Origin of the sequence: Actinophytocola sp., assembly GCF_036555685.1 — a bacterium.
In the GTDB taxonomy this organism is placed as follows: Bacteria; Actinomycetota; Actinomycetes; order Mycobacteriales; family Pseudonocardiaceae; genus Actinophytocola.
Window position 1 is genome coordinate 1 of record NZ_DATBKY010000074.1, and the last position, 21,012, is coordinate 21,012.

Here is a 21,012-nt window from a genome sequence, read left to right on the forward strand (position 1 = left end):
TACTTCGACACCCGCGAGGTGGCGCCGCTCGCGGCCGGGCTCGCGCTGTCGGCGACCGTCGGCTGCGGGTTCACCGCGCAGCTCGGCGCGATGCGGATCTCCGAGGAGATCGACGCGCTCGAGGTGATGGCCGTGCCGAGCCTGCCGTACCTCGTGACCACCCGGGTGCTCGCCGCCGTGGCCGCGGTGATCCCGCTCTACCTGGTCGGCCTGCTCTGCTCGTACGCGGCCTCCCGGCAGATCACGGTGTGGTTCTACGGCCAGTCGGCCGGCACGTACGACCACTACTTCCACTTGTTCCTCCCGCCGCAGGACGTGCTGTGGTCGTTCCTGAAGGTGATCGTGTTCAGCGTCGTCGTGATCATGGTGCACTGCTACTACGGCTACACCGCGACCGGCGGGCCCGCGGGTGTCGGCGTCGCGGTCGGCCGGGCCGTGCGTGCCGCGATCGTGCTGCAGATGCTGCTGGACTTCTTCCTCAGCCTGGCGATCTGGGGCGCCACGACGACGGTTCGGATCGCCGGATGACCGCCCGGTCGCGCCACCAGCTGTACGGGCTGGTGTTCCTCGTGTTCGCCGCGTTGTTCGTGCTGCTGTCGGTCGCCTTCTACCGCAAGACGTTCGTCGCCGTGGTGCCGGTCCGGCTGGAGACCGACCACGTCGGCAACCAGCTGCGCACCGGCGCGGACGTGAAGCTGCGCGGGCTGATCGTCGGCGAGGTACGCGCGGTGCGGGCCGAGGGCGACACGGCGGTGCTCGACCTCGCGCTCGACCCGGACACCGTCGAGCGCATCCCCGGCAACGTGTCCGCGCGGCTGCTGCCGAAGACGCTGTTCGGCGAACGCTATGTGGCGCTTCAGGTTCCGCCGCACGCGGCCGCGCCGATCGAGGCGCACGCGGTGATCGGGCAGGACCGCAGCTCGACCGCCATCGAGATCGAGCGGGTACTCGACGACCTGCTGCCGGTGCTGCAGGCGGTCCAGCCGGAGAAGCTCGCGAGCACGCTGAACGCGATGACCACCGCACTGTCCGGCCGCGGCGAGCAGGCCGGCGACACGCTCGTGCGACTGGGCGAGTACCTGGGAAAGCTCGAGCCGTCCCTGCCGGACGTGCGTGCCGACATCCGCCGCCTCGCGGACGTGGCCGACCTGTACGCCGACGCCGCACCGGACCTCGTCACGGCGCTGTCGGACCTCACCACGACGACGCGGACGATCGTCAGCCGGCGGTCCAACCTGGACGCGCTGTACGCCGAGCTGACCACCGCGTCGGTCGACCTGCGGAACTTCCTGGCGGTCAACGAGAACAACCTCATCGGACTGGCGAGCACCTCACGGTCCACACTGGACGTGCTGGCCAGGTACGCGCCCGAGTACCCGTGCCTGCTCGAGCAGCTGGTCGACTCGATCCCCGCCGCGGACGCCGCGTTCGGCAAGGGTTCCGCGCACCCGGACGTCACGCGGGTGACCATCGAGATCACGTCCAACCGCGGCAAGTACCTGCCCGGTGTGGACACGCCGCGCTACGAGGACAAGCGCGGCCCGCGCTGCTACCCGGTCGCGCACCCACCGGCCCGCTTCCCGCAGTACCCGCCGGGCGGCCCGATCAAGGACGGCTCCACGAAGCCGCCGCCCCCGCACTCCGACCGGCCGCAGGACTTCCAGCCGACGACGCCGCAGCGGGCGGCCGCACCGGCGCTGCCGAACTCGCCGGCCGAGCGGGACCTGATCGCCGCGCTGCTCGCGCCCGGTCTCGGCGTACCGCCGGGCGAGGTGCCGGCGTGGAGCTCGCTGCTCGTGGGCCCGCTCTTCCGTGGGGCGGAGGTGACCCTGCGGTGAGGAAGTTCGTCGCGCCACTGGTGAAGATGCTGGTGTTCGCCGCCGTGACCGTCACGCTGACCGCGTTGCTGGGCCTCACGATCGCCAACACGACGCTCGGCGAGACGTCCGGCTACACGGCCCGCTTCACCGACGCCACCGGGCTGAACGTCGGCGACGACATCCGCATGTCCGGCGTGCGCATCGGCGAGGTCAGCGACATCACGGTGTACGACAACAAGTACGCCGACGTCCGGTTCGACGTGGAGGCGTCCCGCCGGCTGCCCCGCTCGGTGACCGCGACCATCAGGTACCGCAACCTGATCGGCCAGCGGTACGTCTCGCTCGGCCTCGGCGGTGACTACGGAACCGGCGGCGACCCCAACGCGATCCTGCGCCCGGGCGACGTGATCCCGCCCGACCGCACCCGTCCGGCGCTCAACCTCACGGTGCTGTTCAACGGGTTCCGGCCGCTGTTCGAGGCGCTGGACCCGGAGCAGGTCAACAAGCTCGCCGGCGAGCTGATCCAGGTGCTGCAGGGTGAGGGCGGCACGATCGACAGCGTCCTCGCGCACACCGCGTCGCTGTCGAACGCGATCGCGGGCAAGGACCGGGTGATCGGGCAGGTGATCGACAACCTGAACACCGTGCTCACGACGGTGAACGATCGGACGAGCGAGGTGGCGGGGCTGATCGACCAGCTGCAGCGGCTCGCGACCGGGCTCGCCGCGCAGCGCAAGCCGATCGGCGACGCGATCGGCGCGCTCGGCGAGCTGACCGACACCACCGCCGGCCTGCTCGGCCAGGCGCGGCCGGCGCTCAAGGGCGACATCGCCGCGCTCGGCCGGCTCTCGTCGACGCTCGCGGACAACGGCGACACGGTCGAGGCGTTCCTCGCCGGGCTGCCGCACAAGATCCGCACGATCAACCGGGTGTCCAGCTACGGCGGCTGGTTCAACTACTACCTGTGCAGCGCGTCCGGCCGGATCGGCGTGTCCGACCTCGGCATCACCGTCGACATCCCCGCGCTGCCCGCCCCCGGCACTCCGATGGTCTCCAGGTGCGGGCCGTGAAGCCACTGAAGGAGCGGGACCAAGCGAGCGTCGGCGCGGTGACGCTGGTGCTGCTCGCGCTGGCGCTGCTGGTCGCGTTCAACGCCGACGACCTGCCGATCATCGGCGGCGGCACCACGTACACGGCGGAGTTCCGCGAGTCGGCGGGGCTGCGGCCGGGCAACGAGGTCCGCCTCGCCGGGGTCAAGGTCGGCGTCGTCCGCGACGTCGAGCTCGCGCGGAACAAGGTCGTCGCCGACTTCCGCGTCGACGACATCAGCCTCGGCGACGAGAGCACGGTGTCGATCGAGGTCAAGACGCTGCTCGGGGACAAGTACCTCGCGCTGACGTCGACCGGAGCGCACCCGCAGCCGCCCAACGACCCGATCCCGGTCTCGCGGACCCGCACGCCGTTCGACATCGTGCCCGCGGTCGGGAAGCTCGCGGACACGGTCGAGCGGATCGACACCGCCCGGCTGGCGAAGAGCTTCGCGGTCATCTCCGACACGTTCGCGAACAGCCCCGGGCACCTGCGCGACACGCTCACCGGCCTCACCCGCCTGTCGACGACACTGTCCACACGCGACGAGCAGCTGACGAAGCTGCTCTCGAACACGGCGAACGTGTCGAAGACGGTGGCCGACCGGGACGCGCAGTTGCAGCAGCTGTTCGCCGACGCGAGCCTGCTGCTCGACGAGCTGAGCGCGCGCCGCGAGGCCGTGTCCACGCTGCTGTCCGGCACCACGTCGCTCGCCGGCGAGCTGTCCGGGCTCGTCGCGGACAACGAGCGGCAGCTGAAGCCGGTGCTGGACGACCTCGAGCAGGTGACCACGATCCTGCGACGCAACCAGGACAACCTGAGCGAGAGCCTGCACTCGCTCGCGCCGTACGTGCGGATGTTCAACAACGTGATCGGCAACGGCCGCTGGTTCGAGGGCTACATCTGCGGCCTGCTGCCCCCGCCGACGAAGGCCGGCGTGCTCGACATCAACCCGGAAGGCTGCTCGACCCCCCTCGCGTACCAGGGAGGTGGCCGGTGACGTACCGCACGAAGGGTGGCCGCAACGCCGCGACGATCGCGGCGCTCGCGTGCGTGCTCGGCCTGCTCGTCGCAGGCGCGCTGTGGTGGGCCGGCACCGAGCGCACCGGCACGCGCATCACCGCGTACTTCGCCAAGGCAGTCGGCGTGTACCCCGGCTCCGAGGTCAAGGTGCTGGGCATCGGGGTCGGCCGGATCACCGCGGTCGAGCCGCGCGGCGATCGGGTGCGGGTGGACATGACAGTCGACGACGGCATCGAGATCCCCGCGAACGCGAGCGCCGTGGTGGTCGCGCCGTCGCTGGTCAGCGACCGCTACGTGCAGCTGACCCCGGCCTACGACGGCGGCGGCCCGCTGCTGGCCGACGGGACGACGATCCCGCTCGCCCGCACGGACACCCCCGTCGAGCTGGACGACCTGACGAAGAGCGTGAACGACCTCGCGACCGCGCTCGGCCCGAACGGCGCCAACTCGGCCGGTGCGTTGTCGGACGTGCTGGACACGGCCGCCGCCAACCTGTCCGGCAACGGCGAGCTGTTCGGCCGCACGATCCGCGCGCTGTCGGACGCGACCGACGCGCTGTCCGGCACGCGCGGCGACCTGTTCACGACCGTGGACAACCTGTCCCGCTTCACGAAGGCGCTGGCGGACAGCGACACGCAGGTCCGCGCGTTCAACGACAAGCTGGCCGACGTCACCGGCTACCTCGCCGACGACCGCGACGAGCTCGGCACCGCGCTGTCGTCGCTGGGCACCGCGCTCGGCGACGTCAAGGGGTTCATCGGGCAGCACCAGGGCAAGATCAGCTCCAACGTGGACAAGTTGACGGGGGTAACGCGGGCGCTCGCGGACCAGCGGGCGGCGATCGCGGAGATCCTGGACGTGGCGCCGCTCGCGATGTCGAACTTCCTGTCCACGTACGACGCCGCGTCCGCGTCGTTCGCGATCCGCGGCAACCTCAACGAGCTGACCTACCCGCCGGTGCTGATGCTGTGCCGGACGGTCGAGGCGGGCACGCCGAAGCAGCTGCCGAAGACGCTGACCGACCTGTGCGAGCGGCTCGCGCCGTACCTCGACGGGACGCTGCGGCTGCCGTCGGCCGCCGAGGCGCTCGCCGCCTTGCAGCAGGGCAAGCTGCCGCCGCTGCCGGTGCCGCTGGTCGGCCTCGCCGGGCCGTTCCCGGGTGGTGGTCCGCGATGAGACGGTTGCCGGTGCTGGCGTGCGTGCTCGTCCTCGCGGCGGGCTGCGGGTCCGGCGGGTTCGCCGGGATGTACCAGGTGCCGCTGCCGGGTGGCGCGGACGTCGGGGACCACCCGTACCGGGTCGTGGCGCGGTTCGGGGACGTGCTGGACCTGGTGCCGCAGGCGGGCGTGAAGGTCGACGACGTGGCGGTGGGCCGGGTCGAGAAGATCGAGCTGGCGCGCGACAACCGCACGGCCGTGGTCACGATGCTGGTGAACGGCGACGTACGGCTGCCGGCGAACTCGGGCGCGCAGCTGCGCCAGTCCTCGCTGCTGGGCGAGAAGTTCGTCGAGCTGAGCTCGGGCACCGCGGCGCCGGGCGAGCCGTCCGGGACGCTGCGCGACGGCGCGGTGATCCCGCTCGCGCGGACCGGCCGCAACCCGGAGATCGAGGAGGTGCTCGGCGCGCTGTCGCTGCTGCTGAACGGCGGCGGGATCGGGCAGCTGCACGACATCGTGACCGAGGTGAACGCGGCCCTTTCCGGCAACGAGCCGCAGATCCGGTCGGCACTGTCCAACATCGACACGATGGTCGGCACGCTCGACGACGAGAAGGCCGACATCGTCCGGGCGATCGACGCCATCGACCGGCTGTCGTCGAACCTCGCGAAGCAGACCGACGACATCGCGGCCGCGCTCGACAAGCTGGGGCCGGGCCTGAAGGTCGTGAACCGGCAGCGGAACTCCCTGGTGACGATGCTCGGTGCGCTGGAGCGGTTGTCGGACGTCGCGGTCGACACGGTGAACCGCGGCCGGGACGACATCGTGGCGGACCTTCGCCTGCTGCGGCCGGTCCTGGCCCGGCTGGCCGACGCGGGCGACGACCTGCCGGACTCGTTGCAGTTCCTGGTGACCTATCCGTTCACGGACTACTTCCTGAACGCGGTCAAGGGCGACTACGTCAACGTGGACGTGAAGTTCGACCTGGACCTGTCGGTGCTGCTGGAGAACCTCCGGAACGCGAGCACGCCGCTGGTGCCGCTGCCCGGCGGCGCCGCGCCAGGCTCCCCGGCGCCCTTGCCGGTGCCCGTGTTGCCGTCGCCGTCCGTGCCGCCCGCCGGTGGGCTGGCCGGGCTGCTCGGGTCGCTGCTCGGGGGTGGTGGCTGATGCTGGCGCGCGGCACGAAGGTCCGGCTGTTCCTGTTCTCGCTGATCGCGGTCGTCGGCATCGGGTACGTCGGCGGCACGTACGCCGGGCTCGACCGCCTGCTCTGGCCGACGGGCTACCGGGTGACCGTGCGGTTCGCGGACTCGGGCGGCATCTTCCCGAACGCGGAGGTGACCTACCGCGGCGTGACCGTGGGGCGGGTGTCCGACCTGCGGCTTTCGGACGACGGGATCGACGTGATCCTGAGCATCGGCGACTCGGCACCACAGATTCCCGCGTCGGCGTCCGCGGTGGTGGCAAACCGGTCGGCGGTCGGCGAGCAGTACGTCGACCTGGTGCCGCCTTCAGCCGCGGGTCCGTTCCTGGACGACGGCTCGGTGATCCCGCGCTCGCGGACGTCGCTGCCGTCGGCCCCGGAGACGCTGCTGTCCAACGTGGACGCCCTGGTGGCGAGCGTGCCGCGCGGCTCGCTGCGCACGACCGTCGACGAGCTGGACAAGGCGTTCCGCGACACCGGGCCCGCGCTGCGGCGCCTGCTGGACGGTGCCGGCGCCCTGACGGCGACGGCGAGGTCCCACCTGCCGGCGACGACCTCGCTGCTGTCCTCCGGCCGGGTGGTCCTGGCGACGCAGGCGGCGCAGTCGTCGGAGATCACGTCGTATTCCGCGCACCTGCGGCAGCTGGCCGCGCAGCTGAAGAAGTCCGACCCGGACATCCGCCGGGTGCTCGCAAATGCGCCGGCGGTGGCGGCCCAGGTGAACGACATCCTGCGCACGTCGGGCCGGGAGCTGAGCCTGATCATCGCGAACCTGCTGACGACGACGTCGGTCACCACGTCGCGGACGGACGCGCTGGAGCAGCTGCTGGTGGCGTTCCCGATCGTCACGGCGACGGCCCCGGGCGCCAACCCGGACGGCACCGGGCATCTCGGCCTGGTCCTGACGTTCAACGACCCGTTCTCCTGCACGCGCGGCTACGAGGGCACGCACCAGCGAGGCGCCGACGACCTCGGCGACGTCCCGCCGAACCAGCAGGCCTACTGCGCGGAGCCGCCCGGCAGCCCCATCGGCGTGCGCGGCTCGCAGAACGCCCCGTTCGCCGGCAAGCCGGTCGAGGTCCCGCCCCCGTCGGAGGCCCCGTCCCCGACGGCCGTCCCGGACATGCCAGCCCTGCCGGGCACGCTGACAGCGCCCGGCAACCGCCCGGCCAGCCTCCCCATGCTCCTGGGCCTGCCCGGCTGACCCCGCGAGTCCAACACCCAGCACCCGCGAGTCCAACGCTCGCGACGGGTGAGTCCAACGGTCCAGCGCGTTCGCGAAGGTCAGACTCGCGGGTCCGGAACGTTGGACTCGCGGGTCCGGAGCGTTGGACTCGCGGGTCCGGAGCGTTGGACTCGCGGGGTCAGGTCAGGATGAGGCCGCTCGTCGGCACTCCGGTGCCCGCGGTCACGAGGACGTGGGACACGCCCGCGATCTGGTTCGCGGCGGTGCCGCGGATCTGGCGGACCGCCTCCGCGATGCCGTTCATGCCGTGGATGTACGCCTCGCCCAGCTGGCCGCCGTGCGGGTTCAGCGGTAGGCGGCCGTCAAGCTCCAGGGCGCCGTCCGCGATGAACGACGGCGCCTCGCCCGGACCGCAGAAGCCCAGCTCCTCCAGCTGCACCAGCACGAACGGCGTGAAGTGGTCGTACAGCACCGCCACCGACACGTCCGCCGGTCCGAGGCCCGACTGCGCCCACAGCTGCCGCGCCACGAGACCCATCTCCGGCAGGCCGACCAGCGACGGCCGGTAGTAGGAGTTCATCGAGAACTGGTCCGGGCCGCTCCCCTGCGCCGCCGCGTCGATCACGGCGGGCACGGCCGGCAGGTCGCGCGCACGGTCCACAGTGGTCACGACGAGCGCCACGCCGCCGTCGCTCTCCTGGCAGCAGTCCAGCAGGCGCAACGGTTCCACGATCCACCGCGACGACTGGTGGTCCTCGAGGGTGATCGGCCGGTCGTGGAACCACGCGCGCGGGTTGGTGGCCGCGGCACGTCGGTCGGCGACCGCGACCCGGCCGAAGTCGAGGGAGGTGGCGCCGTAGGTGTGCATGTACCGCCGCGCGAACATCGCCACCGCCGCGGCCGGCGTGCCCAGGCCCATCGGGTAGTGCCAGCTGTTGTCGATGCCCGTGGACGTCGAGGCGGCCGCGGCGCCCGCCTGGACCCGGCCGAACCGGCTTCCCGACCGCTCGTTGAACGCCCGGTAGCAGACCACGACCGACGCCACGCCGCTCGTCACCGCGAGCACCGCCTGCTGCACGATCGCGCACGCCGCCCCGCCGCCGTGCGGGATCCGGCTGAAGAACGACAGCGCCGGCACGCCGAGCTCGCGCGCCACGGCGATCTCCGCGTTGGCGTCCATGGCGAACGTCACCATGCCGTCCACATCGGACGGCGACAGGCCGGCGTCGGCCAGGGCCGCGCGGGTGCACTCGGCCGCCAGCCGCAGCTCGCTGCGCCCGGAGTCCTTTGAGAACTCCGTCGCACCGATGCCCACGATCGCCGCCGACCCCGCGATGTTCATACCGCCACCCGGACCGTCCCCGTGAGATGGTCGCCCAGGCTGTTGCGCCCGACCACCTCGACGACACACTCGCCGCCCGACACCGACGCGACCCGGCCGGTGAACGTCAGCGTCTCGTGCGCGTAGCACGGCACGCCCAGCCGGATCGAGATCTGCCGCACCAGCGCGGACGGGCCGGCCCAGTCCGTCACGAACCGCTGAACCAGTCCCGTGTCGGTCAGGATGTTCAGGAAGATGTCCTTCGACCCGCGCGCCACGGCCAGATCCCGGTCGTGGTGCACGTCCTGGAAGTCCCGCGTCGCGAGCGCGGTCGACACCACGAACGTCGGCGTCACCTCGATCACCAGCGGCGGCAGCTCCGCACCGACGGCGATGCCACGGCCGGTCATCGCGGCCGCCACACCGGCATCGTCAGCTCGTCGTCGACGCGCACGAAGCCGGCCGACACCGGCAGCCCGACCCGCACGTCCGGCGGCGGCACGTCCACCAGCTCCGCGAGCATCCGCACCCCTTCCTCGAGCTCCACCAGCGCCACCACGAACGGCGGCGTCCGCCCCGGGACCGGCGGGTGGTGGTGCACCACGTAGCTGTAGACCTCGCCGCGCCCGGACGCGACCACGAACTCCGGCTTCGTCTCCCCGCACGACGGGCACATCGGCCCCGGCGGGTGCCGCAGCTCGCCGCAGCCGCCGCACCGCTGGATCCGCAGCTCCCCGCGCGCCGTGCCGACCCAGAAGAACTCCGTGTCCCGGTTGACGCTCGGGCGGATGAGGTCCGGCGACGGCCCGTTGGCAGGCCGGAACTTCAGGATCCGGAACAGCATCTCCGCCACCGGCTCCTCGCCCACGTACCAGGTGCTGCGGGTCGTCACGAACCAGCCCTCGCCGAGTGCGGTCCTCTTCGGACCGGTCACGTCCGCCAGGCGCGCGGTCACCTCGACCGTCTCGCCCGGACGGAGGTAGCGGTGGTAGGTCTGCTCGCTGTTCGTCGCCACCACGGACGTGAAGCCGGCCTCGTCCAGCACCGCCACCATCGCGCCCAGCGGGTCGTCGTCCCCGCGGACGCCGTGCAGGCCCGGCATCGTCCACACCTGCACCATGGCCGGCGGCGCGAGCGCGCCGGGCCCGGTGTAGGCGGGGTTCGTGTCGCCGATCGCCTCGACCCAGTTGTTGATCATCGGCAGGTTCACCGGGTCGCGCCCGCGCCGCCGGGCGGACTCGCCGCGGGCCGCGACCTCGCGCGCGGCATCGTCGATGGGACCGGTCATCGAGGCACCCGGGGCAGGTCCAGGCCGGCGACCGCGATCAGCTCGCGCTGGATCTCGTTGACCCCGCCGCCGAACGTCAGCACGAGGTTGCGCTTGGCCTGCACGTCGAGCCAGTGCAGCAGCTCCGCCGTGGCGGGCTCCGCCGGGTCGCCGTGCGCGCCGACGACCTCCTCCAGCACGCGGCCGATCCACTGCAGCCGGTCCGAGGAGAACACCTTCGTGGCCGACGCGTCCGCCACCGACACCTCCGCTCCGGCCGCCGCGACCTGCCAGTTCAGCAGCTCGTTCACGCGCAGCGAGGCGAACGTCCTGGCGAGCGCCCGCCGCACGGCGGGCTCGCCGAGCAGCTCGTGGTCGCGGGCCCACGACAGGACCCGCTGGTACAGCGCCGCGATGCGTCCGGCTGGGCCGAGCATGACCCGCTCGTGGTTGAGCTGTGTGGTGATCAGCCGCCAGCCCGCGTGCTCGCCGCCGACGAGCATCGACGCCGGCACGCGCACGTCGGTGTAGTACGTGGCGTTCACGTGGTGCGCGCCGTCGCACGTGATGATCGGCGTCCACGAGAATCCGGGGTCGCTCGTGTCCACGATCAGGATCGAGATGCCCTTGTGCCGCGGCGCGCCCGGGTCGGTGCGGCAGGCGAGCCAGACGTAGTCCGCGTCGTGCGCGCCGGTCGTGAAGACCTTCTGCCCGTTGACCACGTACGAGTCGCCGTCGCGGACCGCGGCCGTGCGCAGCGACGCGAGGTCGGTGCCGGCCTCCGGCTCGGTGTAGCCGATCGCGAAGTGGATCTCCCCGGCCAGGATCTTCGGCAGGAAGAACGCCTTCTGCTCGGCCGTCCCGTATGCCTGCAGCGTTGGCCCGACCGTCTGCAGCGTCACGTACGGCAGCGGGACGTCCGCCCGCGCCGCCTCGTTGACGAAGATCTGCTGCTCCACCGGACCGAACCCGCGGCCGCCGTACTCGGCCGGCCAGCCGACGCCGAGCTTGCCGTCCCGGCCGAGCCGGCGCACGAGCGCGCGGTAGACCTCGCCGTGCCGCTCGGTCAGCATCCGCGCACGTTCCGAAGTGGACAGCAGGCCGTCGAAGTAGGACCGCAGCTCGTCGCGCAGCGCGCGCTGGCCGACGGTGAGCTCGATGTCCATGCGCTACCCCGCGATCCGCGCGCCGAGCCGCCCGAGGCGGTGCTCCGCGCCGCCGACGAGCCGGACGAGGTCCTTGACCGCCGCGTAGTAGCGGTGCAGGGGGTAGCTCGCGTCCACGCCGAGCCCGCCGTGCAGATGGTGGCACGTCTGCAGGGCGGCCGGCGCCTCGGCGGCGAGCCAGTACGCGGCCACCTCGAGGTCGTCGTCGGCCAGCCGCGAGCACGCCGCGAGCGATGCGAGGTGCAGCGTGCGGGCGGCGACGTAGACGTCCGCGATCTGCTGGGCGACCGCCTGGAACGTGGCCAGCGGCTTGCCGAACTGCTCGCGGGTCCGCACGTGCTCGGCGGTCAGCGCGAGCGCCCCGGCCAGGAGCCCGTCGCCCAGCGCGCACGCGCCGGCGAGCGAGATCCGCCGCAGGACCGCGGCGGCACCCCGCTCGCCCAGCCGCGGTGCGGCCACGCCGTCGAGCGCAACGGTGAACTCGGGCGCGCCGCTGGACGACGGCGTCCGGGTCAGCGCCACGCCCTCGGCCGCCGGATCCACGAGGTACAGGGAGTCGTCGGCAGGCACGAGGATCCGGTACGCCCGCGCCGCGTGCGGCACGCCGACGAGCCGGCCGGACAGCGCGCCGGCGAACGTCACGCTGCCGCGCAGCCCGGCGGTCAGCACCCGGTCGCCGGTCGCTACCTCGGCGAGCAGGTCGTCCTGCGCGGCGGCCGACCCGCAGCGGACCACCGGCAGCACGCCGAGCGCGAGCGTGGCCAGCGCCGGCACCGCGGACGCGGCGCGGCCGACCTCGGTGAGCAGCACCGCGACCTCCGCCACGCCGAGCCCGTCGCCGTCGAGCCGCTCGGGGAGCGCGAACGAGAGCAGCCCGGCCTGGCCGAGCGCCTTCCACGTGGCGTCCACATCGGACTCTCGGGTCAGCGCGTCACGGGCCAGCCGCGCGATGGCCCGCTGGGTCTCGTCGGGCGCGAAGTCCATCAGTGCTTCTCCCTTGGCAGGCCGAGGATCCGCTCGCCGACGACGTTGCGCAGGACCTGGGTCGTGCCGCCGGCGATCGACAGGCAGCGGGCCAGCAGGAACTCCCGCACCTCGGGGCCGGCGGCGGCGCCCGCGGTGCCGAGCAGCTCGACCGCCGCCTCCGCGACGTCCTGCCGGTGCCGCACGCCGACGAGCTTGCACACGCTCGAGGCCGGCCCCGGGTCCCGCCCGCCGAGCCGGCGCAGCGTCGCCCGGTGGGCCACGAGCGACACCGAGAGGCCCTGTGCCACCAGCGCGCCGAGCCGCTCCCGGGTGCCGTCGTCGACGTCGTGTCCGGCGAGCGCGAGCAGCCGCTCCACCGCCTCGCCCAGCGCGGAGCCCGCGCCGAGCGCGACTCGCTCGTCGGCGAGCGTCGTGCGAGCGAGGGCCCAGCCGCCGTTCACCTCGCCGACGACGCAGTCGTCCGGCACGAACACGCCGTCGAGGAACACCTCGTTGAACCGGGCGTCGCCGGTGATCTCGCGCAGCGGCCGCAGCGTGATCCCCTCGCTGCGCATGTCCACGAGGAAGTACGTGATGCCCGCGTGCTTGCCGGCCGCCGGGTCGGTGCGCGCGAGGCAGATCGCCCAGTCGGCCTCGACCGCCTGGGACGTCCACACCTTCTGCCCGGCCAGCCGCCAGCCACCCGGCGCGCGCACCGCCTTCGTGCGCAGCGACGCGAGGTCCGAGCCCGCGCCCGGCTCGCTGAACAGCTGGCACCAGCGCAGCGTGCCGCGCAGGGTGGGCAGCACGAACCGCTCCTGCTGCTCCACCGTGCCGTGCCGCAGGATCGTCGGCGCCGCCCACGCGCCCACCACGAGGTCTGGCCGGTGGATCCCGGCGCACGCCAGCTCCTCGTCGATCACGACCTGCTCGCGGGGCGACGCGGCGAGGCCGTAGGGCATCGGCCAGTGCGGCACGAGGTAGCCGGAGTCCGCGAGCCGGGTGCGGCGCTCGTCCGCCGGCAAGCCGGTCAGCGACGCCGCGAACGTCCGGGCCGCCAGCCGGGTGTCATCGGCGGGCACGGAGCCGGACACCTCCGCCGTCAGCGTCCGGCGGGCGCCGGCCAGCGCCAGATCCGCCACCTCCCGCCGCCAGCGCCCGCCGCCACCCGCGAGCTGGCGGTCCGCGACCGCGCGGCGCAGGTACAGGTGCGCGTCGTGCTCCCAGGTGAACCCGATGCCGCCCAGCACCTGGACGCAGTCCTTAGCGTTGTCGACGGCGGCGTCGAGCGCGAGCGCGGCGGCCGCCGGCGCGGAGAGCGAGCTGGGGTCGCGGGCCGCGTCCCAGGCCAGCGCGCCCGCCTGCTCGGCGCGGCAGAGCATCTCCGCGCACAGGTGCTTGACCGCCTGGAACGAGCCGATGGGCCGGCCGAACTGCTCGCGTACCTTCGCGTACCCGACGGCCGTGCGCAGGCACCACCGCGCGACCCCGGCGGCTTCGGCGGCGAGGAGCGTCGCGGCGAGGGTGGTGACGTCCGGCCGCTCGCCGAGGACCCGCGTGGCGCCGACCGCGACCCGGTCGAGCGTGACGCGGCCCAGCGGCCGGGAGAAGTCCACCGGCTCCACTGTGGACACTGGCGAGCCGGGCTCGAGCACGAACCAGACGGTGCCGTTCCCGGCGCGGGCGGGCAGGAGCAGGTAGGCGTCCGGGTGGGCGCCGAGCACGAGGTCGGAGGTGCCGTCGACGACGAGGCCGGTGCCGGTGCGGGTCGCGACGACCGAGCCGGGCTCGAGTGCGACGCCCGCGGTGGCGGACCCGCCGGCGAGGCGGGCCACGGCGTCCTCGGCCGGCGTGCCCGCCAGCACGAGTGCGGCGAGCACGGTCGGCAGGACCGGCCCGGGCACCAGGTCCTCCGCGGCCTGCTCGAGCGCGGCGGCCTGGTCGACCAGCGCGGCGCCGACGCCGCCGAGCCGCTCCGGCAGAGCCATCGCGAACAGCCCGAGCGTGGCGAGATCCGGCCAGTGCGCCCGCCAGTCGCCCGGTGGCGCGGCGCCCGGCTCGAGTGCGCGAACGGTCGCCAGCACGCTCGCCCGTTTCGACACGTCATGTACCGAGTCCTGGATCGCCAGCTGGACCTCGGTGATCGCGATGGACACGCGAGTCAGTGAGCGGGAGCGACGGAGCGTTCGCCGTCTGGACCGGCGAGCCCGCGCAGGCCCGGGGAACGAGCGCCGAGCACGCGAGGAGGGAAGACGGCGAGAAGCGCAGGAGCGGAGCGAACCATGCCGGTCAGTATAGAACGTGTTTCAGTTTCACCCATCACACGACGGCGAGATCCGTTAGGTAAGCTAGCGATCACCTAGCTGGAACACGTTTCGACAGGGGACCGGACCGATGGCACGACCGCGCAGCTCGGGAGCCAACGCGCTGAGCACGCTCACCGACGACGAGCTCGGCTCGGCGGCGCAACGCGACCGGCGCAAGAGGATCCTCGACGCGACGATCGCGCTCGCGTCCAAGGGCGGGTTCGAGGCCGTGCAGATGCGGGCCGTCGCGGAGAAGGCGGACGTCGCGCTCGGCACCCTCTACCGGTACTTCCCGTCCAAGATCCACCTGCTCGTGTCCGGTCTCGCGCGCGAGCTCGAGCGGGGCCAGGAGCGCGCCGGGCGCGCGACGGTCCCGGGCGACACCGCCTACGAGCGGCTGCTCGTCGTGCTGAGCCGCATCACCCGGGCCATGCAGCGCGACCCGAACCTGACCGAGGCCATGACCAGGGCGTTCATGTTCGCCGACGCGTCCGCATCGTCCGAGGTGGACGCGGTGGCGAAGCTGATCGAGCGGATGTTCACCCGCGCCCTGCACGAGGGTGAGTCCACCGCGGAGGACCGCGCGATCGCCCGGGTGATCGGCGACGTGTGGCTGTCCAATCTGGTCGCCTGGGTGACCCGGCGCGCGTCGGCGAGCGACGTCGCGGACCGGCTGGAGCTGACCGTCCGGCTGCTGATCAGGGACCGCGGATAGGCCACCCGGACGGCGGTCGACGGCGATCTTCCGTCGCGGCATGCTGACGGCGTGTCAACCGAACAGAAGACCGCGTTCGATCTCATCGGCCGGCGCTACGACGAGTCCTTCGTCGAGCGGGACGCGCAGCTCGGCGAGGGTGCGTGGTTGCTGGGACAGCTGGGCCGGCCGGCCAGGGTGCTGGACCTGGGCTGCGGTAGCGGGCTACCGACCGCGAAGCAGCTGCTCGACGCGGGCGTCGAGGTCGTCGGGACCGACGAGTCCGCGGTGATGCTGGAGCTGGCCGAGACCCAGGCGCCCGGCGGGCAGTACCTGCACCGCGATCTGCGCGACCTGGCCGACCTTGGGGAGTTCGACGCGGCCGTCGCCTTCTTCTCGTTGATCATGCTGCCGAAGGCGGACATCCCGCCGCTGCTGCGTGGCGTGCGCGAGCTGCTGCGCGGTCCGCGGCTGCTGCAGATCGCGATGGTGCTGGGCGACTTCGACCGGTTCCCGATCAGCTTCCTCGGCGTGCCGACCGAGGTATGCGCGTACCCGCCGGACGAGCTGCGGCAGGTCGTCGAGGACGCGGGGTTCGAGACCATGGAGCTGCGCGAGGTCGCGGCGGAAGCGGAGCCGAACCGCATCGAGGTGCAGATCTACCTGCGCGCGCGGGCCGTCTGAATCCGGGCGACCCAGCGCCGCGCCAGTGATCTGACGCGGTTGATCACTGCGAGAAAGGGCTGGCTAGACCCACTCGGCCCGCGAAAGCGCGGCGCGGAGCTTCGCGAGTGCGCGGTGCTGGGTCACCCGGACCGCTGTCGGCGTCAGGCCGACGGTGCTTGCGGTCTCCTGGGCGGACAGGCCGACGATGAGGCGTAGCCGCAGGATCTCCCGCTGACGCGGGGGCAGCGTGGCCAGCAGGTCGGTGAGGCGGTCCCGCAGGTCGGCAGCCATGATCAGCTGCTCCGGGCTCGCGCTGACGTCGACGCCGTCAGGCACGTCGGCCGACGGGTCGGACCGGTCGCGACCGGCGCGGCGGTAGTGGTCGGCGACCTTGTGGGCGGCGATGCCGTACACGAAGGGCAGGAACGACTCGGGCTCGTCGTTGTACCGGCCGAGCGCGCCGAGCACCGCGACGCAGATCTCCTGGGCGACGTCGTCCGCGGACGAGTACGCCGAACCGCTGCGGCCGATCCGTGACCGGCAGTAACGAACTATCGCCGGTCGAATCCACGTGAACAGGGTCGCGACTGCGTCCTGCTCGCCCCTCATGGACGAGACGACGAGCTCGTGGAACGCGGCGCTCTTGAGCCTCGCGAAGATTTCCGTGGCGTCAGACGAGATGACCTGCATGTGAGTGATACTCGTAAAGTGGTTGTATCTGGAACAGAGTCAAAAGGCCCTGTCCGCATAGCGCACTTGCACCCGGTTCCCCGACCGGCCGGTGACTACTCTCGGGTACCGGCCGCGACCTCACTCGGACCTATCTGAACAGAACCACGGTGATCGACTCTCGAACACTACGCGTGTGGGAACGGATCGCGGAGTACTCCGGCACCCGGAACACTCCGCTGTCACTGCGCACCGTCTGCGCGGTCTGCGTCGACCTCACCGGCATGAGCGGCGCCTGGGTCAGCGGCCTTCCCGGGTCCGCGGGCCCGGCCATCGCCACCGATCCACTCGCCGAAACCCTGTCCGACCTGCAGGTTCTGCTCGGCGAGGGACCCGCTGCGGACGCGGTCAAGGACGGCAGGCCGGTGGCCGTGACGGACGTGGCGACGGTGGCGAGCCGGCGGGTCTGGCCGCTGTTCGCGCGGGCCGCCGCGGACTCGGGGGCGCGCGCGATGCTGGTCCTGCCCATCCGGGTCGGTACGGCGACAATCGGACTGTTCGGTCTCTATTCACGCGTTCCGACGGTGCTCGTGACGTCGCAGCGCGCGGAGGTCGACGCGTTCGCCGGGGTGGCGCTCGGCCTGTTGCTCGACGGCGTTCATCACTCTCCGTCCGACCTGCGCCGACACGTTCCCGACGGCTGGTCGCCCGTCCATCCGGAGATCCACCAGGCCACCGGAATCGTGTCCGTCCAACTGGGTCTCGACGTCGCCGAGGCACTCGTGTGCCTGCGAGCGCATGCGTATGCGCAGGCAAGACCCCTTTTGGAAATTGCGCGCGAAATTGTCACGCGTCGGCGTCGTTTCCGGCCGAATACTTCCGAACCCGGCATTGGGGCCCCATAACTGATAGTGCCGGTCGTACGCTTGCCTCGTGACCAGCACGCCTGTCGAAGAGCTGGCCGAGACCTTTGTGGAGCTCGCCGACGCCGTGGTCGACGAGTTCGAGCTCGACCACTTCCTCAACCTGCTCGCGGACCGCTGCGTGCGCCTGCTCGACGTGTCCGCGGCCGGGTTGTCGCTGGTCGACGAGGGTGGCCGGACCAACGCGGCCGGTGCCTCGGACGACCGGACGATGGTGCTGGCACTGCTCGAGGACGGTCCCGGGCCCGCCTGCTGCCGCTCGGGCGCGCCCGTCGTCGTGCCCGACCTGGCGCGGACGGCGCTGCGCTGGCCGGAGTTCACGAAGACCGCGACGGCGGCCGGGTACGCCGCCGCGCACGCCGTCCCGATGCGGCTGCGCGCGAACGTGGTCGGCGCGCTGACGTTGTTCCGGGCGGCGCCCGGCGAGATCGACAAGGTCACCGACCGCGTCGCGCAGGCCATGGCCGACCTCGCGACTATCGGCCTGGTGCAGGTCAGGGAGCTGCGCCGGCAGCAGGACCTCGCCGCGCAGCTGCAGCACGCGCTGTCCAGCCGCATCGTGATCGAGCAGGCAAAGGGCGTGACCGGTGAGCGGCTGGGGCTGGGCATGGACGCCGCGTTCGAGGCGCTGCGCCGCTACGCGCGCAGCCACAACCTGCGGATCGCCGACCTCGCGTGCGCGATCGTGGACGGTTCGTTCGACACCGGACAGCTGCCGAACGGGACCGGCGGGAACAAATCGGACGGGCATTGAAGCCGGGTCCGCGGGCGCGTTTATAACGGAAGCGGTTGCCGGGTTAACCCCGGAGGGTGAGCTAGCCGGCGGACGGGGTCAGGCGGTCGATCGAGTCCCGCATGTGCGTGTCGATCAGCCGGAGTAACTGCTCCTCGTCGCCGTCGGAGATGGCGTCCACGAGCACCCGGTGCTCGGTGACGAGCTCGTGCGGCTCGGGGTAGTGGTCCTGCAGCGCGGCCAGGCACATCCGCGTCTCCACCAGCAGCGTCTGCGCCATCCGCTCCAGCCGCGAGTTCCCCGAGCAGCTGACCAGCGCGAGGTGGAATGCCTGGTCGGCATCGCTCATCGCGTTGCGGTCGGCGGACTCGGCGGCGGCCACCAGGTTGTCGAGCGCCTCGGCCAGCCGCACCACTGCCTCGCCGCGGTTGCCGTGCATGATCAGCTGGCAGGCCGCCCGCTCGATCGCGAGCCGCGCGAGGTAGATGTCGCGCACGTCCTTGGCGTCGAGGTCGATGACGAACAGGCCACGGTGCCGCTCGCCCCGCAGCAGCCCTTCCTGGACCAGCCGCTGCATGGCCTCCCGCAGCGGGCCCCGGCTCACCTCGAACCGCGCGGCGAGCTCCGCCTCGCCGAGCTGGGTCCCGGGAGCGAACACCCCGTACATGATCGCGGACCGCAGCTGGTCGGCGATGAGCTCCGCCGTCGACTGTCTGGCGACCGGTTCGAGCTCACCCAGCTCACTCACGACGCCCCTCGCACGCTTCGCTCATACGCCCCCGCTTCCTCTCCACCTATGCGGCGAACAAGGCGCCCAGCCCGGGTCGCGGCGCGGTGTCACCCACGAGCCGCAGCCCCTCCCAGACACTCACCTGGTTCGCGGTCAGCACCGGCTTGCCCAGCCGCTGCTCCAGATCTTCCAGCCACGCCACCGTGTGCAACGCGGTGTCCGGCACCAGCACGGCCTCCGCGTCCGGGTGGTCGTTGGCCGCGACGAAGTCGAGCACGTCCTCCCGCCCGAGGGCGCCCACCTCCGCCGCCGTGATGATGCCCCGGCAGGACAGCGACACCACGTCGATGCCCGCCTTGCCCAGGAACTCGGCAAAACTGTCGGCCACGTCCTGCGGGTAGGTCGCGGCGATCGCGACCCGGCGCAGCCCGAGGTGCTTCACGGCGTTGACGAAGGCGAACGACGTGCTGGACGCCGGCACGCCGGCCGCCTCCCGAACGCCGGCGACCTGGGCCTCCGCGCCGTCCCATCCGAACACGAAGCTGCCGCTGGTGCACGCCCACACCGCGGCGTCCACGCCCATCGACCGCAGCTCGCGGGCGCCGTCGGCGAGCACCTCCGGCCCGCCGATGTCGAGCAGCGCGTCGATCCGGTGCGCATCCTCGCGCATGAGCGTGTGCACTACGGGCAGGCGCGTGGCCCGGCCCGAGTCGGCGAGCAGCCGCTCCATGGTCGGGTATTCGTCCTCGGCGCTGTAGCCGGGGTAGAGGAAACCGACGGTGAGGCTCATGGTGGTCGACTATCCTATATAGATCAGGCGGCGTGTGTTTCGTTGATCTGGGCGAGCCACTGGCCGGCGGCCATCATCGGCGAGTCGATCTGGCGCAGCGCCGACCACATGGTCACCTGGTTCGCGGTCAGCACCGGCTTGCCGAGCCAGCGCTCGAGCGGCCCGATGATGTCGTAGGTCGGCACGTTGGTGCAGCTGATGAAAAGCCCGTCGGCCTCCGGCACGTCCACGGCGGTGACCGCCTGGACGATCTCGGCGTAGCCGACCTTCCAGATGTGGTCCAGCAGCCCGAGACCGACGCTCGACACGACCTCGACGCCGTACTCGCCGAGGAAGCCGAGCAGCCGGTCGGTGACGCTGTCGATGTAGGGGGTGACGACCGCGATCCGTCTCAACCCGAGCACGCGGATGGCCTCGATCAGCCCACCGGACGTGGTCGTGGCGGCGGGCGCGCCGGCGGCCAGCATGCTCGCGGTCAGCGCGCGCTCGCCGGCCATGCCCCCGACGAAGCTGGCGGACGCGCAGGCGTAGGTGACGACGAGCGGCTCGGGCGCGAGTACGTCGGCGGTCGCCCGGCGCACGCGGTCCGGATCGCTCAGCTCGGCGGCCATCTCCACGGTCACCGGCACCGGCACGAACGGCAGCCTGGTGACGTACAAGGAGATGTCATCCGGCGCCCAGCGCCACAGTTCGCGATCCAGCGCGAAGTCGAACGGCGCGACGACGCCGACTCCGCGCTGCGTGACGAGCTCCGGGCCGATGATCTCCACGGCCCTGTCTCTCTGGTACGACATGCCGCCCGCCCGTCAGTCGTCGAGTCGTTGATACACCAGCCGTTCACCGACGCTGCCGGATCGCCAGACGTCGTTACACGCTTCCGCCATGGCCGGCAGGCCTTCCACGATGGACGCGTAGACATTTCCCGGTACCCAGCCGACATCGCCGTTCAGCAGGATGTTGTTGCGGCCGTAGAAGATCGCCAGGTCGATGACACCGGGCAGGGACTCGAGGCCCTTCTCCTCCTTGAAGGCGCGGTCCAGCATGCCGCCGTGGAAGTCGAAGAACACCACGTCGCCGGGGATGGGCGTGACGGTCGGATTCTCCAGCCCGATCGGCGCGTCGACGAAGCGCTCGACCATCGTGTAGACCTCGTTGCGGGCGTACTTGGCGTGGTGCACGGGACCTGCCTGCGGCAGCGCGTTCCACACGGCCTCACACGTGCGAGGAGCGTCCTTCTCCAGCAGCTGGGCGACGCAGGAGACGCCTCGGCGCTCCAAAGTGATCGTCATCAACCTCGACATC

The 21,012-nt window shown here is 72.1% G+C and carries 22 protein-coding genes; 11 read left to right on the plus strand and 11 right to left on the minus strand.

Annotation, left to right across the window (positions count from 1 at the left end; translation table 11 throughout):
- From VH969_RS07805 to VH969_RS07835, 7 genes are all read left to right on the plus strand, one after another.
- Positions 1 to 528: ABC transporter permease (locus tag VH969_RS07805; protein ID WP_331972724.1), on the plus strand; the 528-nt coding region annotated here is incomplete at its 5' end.
- A complete protein-coding gene (locus VH969_RS07810) occupies positions 525 to 1,838 on the plus strand; it encodes an MCE family protein (RefSeq protein WP_331972727.1) in 1,314 nt (437 codons plus the stop codon). The genes VH969_RS07805 and VH969_RS07810, both read left to right, overlap by 4 nt.
- Entirely contained in the window at positions 1,835 to 2,890 is a 1,056-nt protein-coding gene (locus VH969_RS07815; protein WP_331972730.1) for an MCE family protein, read from the plus strand. The genes VH969_RS07810 and VH969_RS07815 overlap by 4 nt, the downstream gene beginning before the upstream one ends.
- Positions 2,887 to 3,909, plus strand: coding sequence for an MCE family protein (locus VH969_RS07820; RefSeq protein ID WP_331972733.1), 1,023 nt, complete (start codon positions 2,887 to 2,889; stop codon positions 3,907 to 3,909). Before VH969_RS07815 ends, VH969_RS07820 begins: the two co-directional genes overlap by 4 nt.
- Positions 3,906 to 5,108, plus strand: a complete 1,203-nt coding sequence (locus VH969_RS07825) for an MCE family protein (RefSeq protein ID WP_331972737.1) — start codon at positions 3,906 to 3,908, stop codon at positions 5,106 to 5,108. Before VH969_RS07820 ends, VH969_RS07825 begins: the two co-directional genes overlap by 4 nt.
- Positions 5,105 to 6,256: an MCE family protein gene (locus VH969_RS07830; RefSeq protein ID WP_331972740.1), complete on the plus strand. Its 1,152-nt coding sequence runs from the start codon at positions 5,105 to 5,107 to the stop codon at positions 6,254 to 6,256. The genes VH969_RS07825 and VH969_RS07830 overlap by 4 nt, the downstream gene beginning before the upstream one ends.
- On the plus strand, positions 6,256 to 7,497 hold the full coding sequence (locus VH969_RS07835; RefSeq protein WP_331972743.1) for an MCE family protein: 1,242 nt from the start codon (positions 6,256 to 6,258) through the stop codon (positions 7,495 to 7,497). The genes VH969_RS07830 and VH969_RS07835 overlap by 1 nt, the downstream gene beginning before the upstream one ends.
- 160 nt (positions 7,498 to 7,657) lie before the next feature.
- Here VH969_RS07835 and VH969_RS07840 read toward each other — a convergent pair whose 3' ends face one another.
- From VH969_RS07840 to VH969_RS07865, 6 genes are read right to left on the minus strand one after another with little or no spacing between them, the layout of a single operon-like run.
- Positions 7,658 to 8,821, minus strand: coding sequence for a lipid-transfer protein (locus tag VH969_RS07840; protein ID WP_331972746.1), 1,164 nt, complete (start codon positions 8,819 to 8,821; stop codon positions 7,658 to 7,660).
- Positions 8,818 to 9,210 carry a MaoC family dehydratase gene (locus VH969_RS07845; protein ID WP_331972788.1) on the minus strand — a complete coding sequence of 131 codons (393 nt, stop codon included), beginning with the start codon at positions 9,208 to 9,210 and terminating at the stop codon, positions 8,818 to 8,820. Before VH969_RS07845 ends, VH969_RS07840 begins: the two co-directional genes overlap by 4 nt.
- Complete coding sequence (locus VH969_RS07850; RefSeq protein WP_331972749.1) at positions 9,207 to 10,088, minus strand: bifunctional MaoC family dehydratase N-terminal/OB-fold nucleic acid binding domain-containing protein; 882 nt, start codon at positions 10,086 to 10,088, stop codon at positions 9,207 to 9,209. Before VH969_RS07850 ends, VH969_RS07845 begins: the two co-directional genes overlap by 4 nt.
- Entirely contained in the window at positions 10,085 to 11,233 is a 1,149-nt protein-coding gene (locus VH969_RS07855) for an acyl-CoA dehydrogenase family protein (protein WP_331972752.1), read from the minus strand. Before VH969_RS07855 ends, VH969_RS07850 begins: the two co-directional genes overlap by 4 nt.
- A gap of 3 nt (positions 11,234 to 11,236) precedes the next feature.
- Positions 11,237 to 12,217, minus strand: a complete 981-nt coding sequence (locus tag VH969_RS07860; RefSeq protein WP_331972755.1) for an acyl-CoA dehydrogenase family protein — start codon at positions 12,215 to 12,217, stop codon at positions 11,237 to 11,239.
- A complete protein-coding gene (locus tag VH969_RS07865; RefSeq protein ID WP_331972758.1) occupies positions 12,217 to 14,355 on the minus strand; it encodes an acyl-CoA dehydrogenase family protein in 2,139 nt (712 codons plus the stop codon). Before VH969_RS07865 ends, VH969_RS07860 begins: the two co-directional genes overlap by 1 nt.
- 238 nt (positions 14,356 to 14,593) lie before the next feature.
- On the opposite strand from VH969_RS07865, the gene kstR reads away from it, so the two are divergent.
- Positions 14,594 to 15,220 carry a cholesterol catabolism transcriptional regulator KstR gene (kstR, locus tag VH969_RS07870; RefSeq protein ID WP_331972761.1) on the plus strand — a complete coding sequence of 209 codons (627 nt, stop codon included), beginning with the start codon at positions 14,594 to 14,596 and terminating at the stop codon, positions 15,218 to 15,220.
- 51 nt (positions 15,221 to 15,271) lie between these two features.
- Positions 15,272 to 15,883, plus strand: coding sequence for a class I SAM-dependent DNA methyltransferase (locus tag VH969_RS07875; RefSeq protein ID WP_331972764.1), 612 nt, complete (start codon positions 15,272 to 15,274; stop codon positions 15,881 to 15,883).
- A gap of 63 nt (positions 15,884 to 15,946) precedes the next feature.
- On the opposite strand, the gene VH969_RS07880 is transcribed toward VH969_RS07875, so the two are convergent.
- Complete coding sequence (locus tag VH969_RS07880) at positions 15,947 to 16,555, minus strand: RNA polymerase sigma factor ShbA (protein ID WP_331972766.1); 609 nt, start codon at positions 16,553 to 16,555, stop codon at positions 15,947 to 15,949.
- Positions 16,556 to 16,728: 173 nt separating this feature from the next.
- On the opposite strand from VH969_RS07880, the gene VH969_RS07885 reads away from it, so the two are divergent.
- Together VH969_RS07885 and VH969_RS07890 are read left to right on the plus strand one after the other, a co-directional pair.
- A complete protein-coding gene (locus VH969_RS07885; protein ID WP_331972768.1) occupies positions 16,729 to 17,439 on the plus strand; it encodes a GAF and ANTAR domain-containing protein in 711 nt (236 codons plus the stop codon).
- A 28-nt stretch (positions 17,440 to 17,467) separates the two neighbouring features.
- Positions 17,468 to 18,211 (plus strand): ANTAR domain-containing protein, encoded by a 744-nt coding sequence (locus VH969_RS07890; RefSeq protein ID WP_331972770.1) that lies wholly within the window; start codon positions 17,468 to 17,470, stop codon positions 18,209 to 18,211.
- 61 nt (positions 18,212 to 18,272) lie between these two features.
- On the opposite strand, the gene VH969_RS07895 is transcribed toward VH969_RS07890, so the two are convergent.
- From VH969_RS07895 to VH969_RS07910, 4 genes are read right to left on the minus strand one after another with little or no spacing between them, the layout of a single operon-like run.
- Positions 18,273 to 18,938: a GntR family transcriptional regulator gene (locus VH969_RS07895; RefSeq protein ID WP_331972771.1), complete on the minus strand. Its 666-nt coding sequence runs from the start codon at positions 18,936 to 18,938 to the stop codon at positions 18,273 to 18,275.
- 46 nt (positions 18,939 to 18,984) lie between these two features.
- Positions 18,985 to 19,710, minus strand: coding sequence for a maleate cis-trans isomerase family protein (locus tag VH969_RS07900; protein ID WP_331972772.1), 726 nt, complete (start codon positions 19,708 to 19,710; stop codon positions 18,985 to 18,987).
- 23 nt (positions 19,711 to 19,733) lie between these two features.
- Positions 19,734 to 20,504 carry a maleate cis-trans isomerase family protein gene (locus tag VH969_RS07905; protein ID WP_331972774.1) on the minus strand — a complete coding sequence of 257 codons (771 nt, stop codon included), beginning with the start codon at positions 20,502 to 20,504 and terminating at the stop codon, positions 19,734 to 19,736.
- A gap of 12 nt (positions 20,505 to 20,516) precedes the next feature.
- Positions 20,517 to 21,011, minus strand: a complete 495-nt coding sequence (locus VH969_RS07910; RefSeq protein WP_331972776.1) for a DUF3830 family protein — start codon at positions 21,009 to 21,011, stop codon at positions 20,517 to 20,519.
- Position 21,012 lies beyond the last annotated feature (1 nt).

Bases quoted from the DNA above. Each gene is read 5' to 3' on its own strand.
- VH969_RS07910 (WP_331972776.1), bottom strand. From the start codon at position 21,011: ATGTCGAGGTTGATGACGATCACTTTGGAGCGCCGAGGCGTCTCCTGC.
- VH969_RS07845 (WP_331972788.1), bottom strand. From the start codon at position 9,210: ATGACCGGCCGTGGCATCGCCGTCGGTGCGGAGCTGCCGCCGCTGGTG.
- VH969_RS07830 (WP_331972740.1), top strand. From the start codon at position 5,105: ATGAGACGGTTGCCGGTGCTGGCGTGCGTGCTCGTCCTCGCGGCGGGC.
- VH969_RS07860 (WP_331972755.1), bottom strand. From the start codon at position 12,217: ATGGACTTCGCGCCCGACGAGACCCAGCGGGCCATCGCGCGGCTGGCC.
- VH969_RS07810 (WP_331972727.1), top strand. From the start codon at position 525: ATGACCGCCCGGTCGCGCCACCAGCTGTACGGGCTGGTGTTCCTCGTG.
- VH969_RS07840 (WP_331972746.1), bottom strand. From the start codon at position 8,821: ATGAACATCGCGGGGTCGGCGGCGATCGTGGGCATCGGTGCGACGGAG.
- VH969_RS07855 (WP_331972752.1), bottom strand. From the start codon at position 11,233: ATGGACATCGAGCTCACCGTCGGCCAGCGCGCGCTGCGCGACGAGCTG.
- VH969_RS07835 (WP_331972743.1), top strand. From the start codon at position 6,256: ATGCTGGCGCGCGGCACGAAGGTCCGGCTGTTCCTGTTCTCGCTGATC.
- VH969_RS07850 (WP_331972749.1), bottom strand. From the start codon at position 10,088: ATGACCGGTCCCATCGACGATGCCGCGCGCGAGGTCGCGGCCCGCGGC.
- VH969_RS07900 (WP_331972772.1), bottom strand. From the start codon at position 19,710: ATGAGCCTCACCGTCGGTTTCCTCTACCCCGGCTACAGCGCCGAGGAC.
- VH969_RS07880 (WP_331972766.1), bottom strand. From the start codon at position 16,555: ATGCAGGTCATCTCGTCTGACGCCACGGAAATCTTCGCGAGGCTCAAG.
- VH969_RS07905 (WP_331972774.1), bottom strand. From the start codon at position 20,504: ATGTCGTACCAGAGAGACAGGGCCGTGGAGATCATCGGCCCGGAGCTC.
- kstR (WP_331972761.1), top strand. From the start codon at position 14,594: ATGGCACGACCGCGCAGCTCGGGAGCCAACGCGCTGAGCACGCTCACC.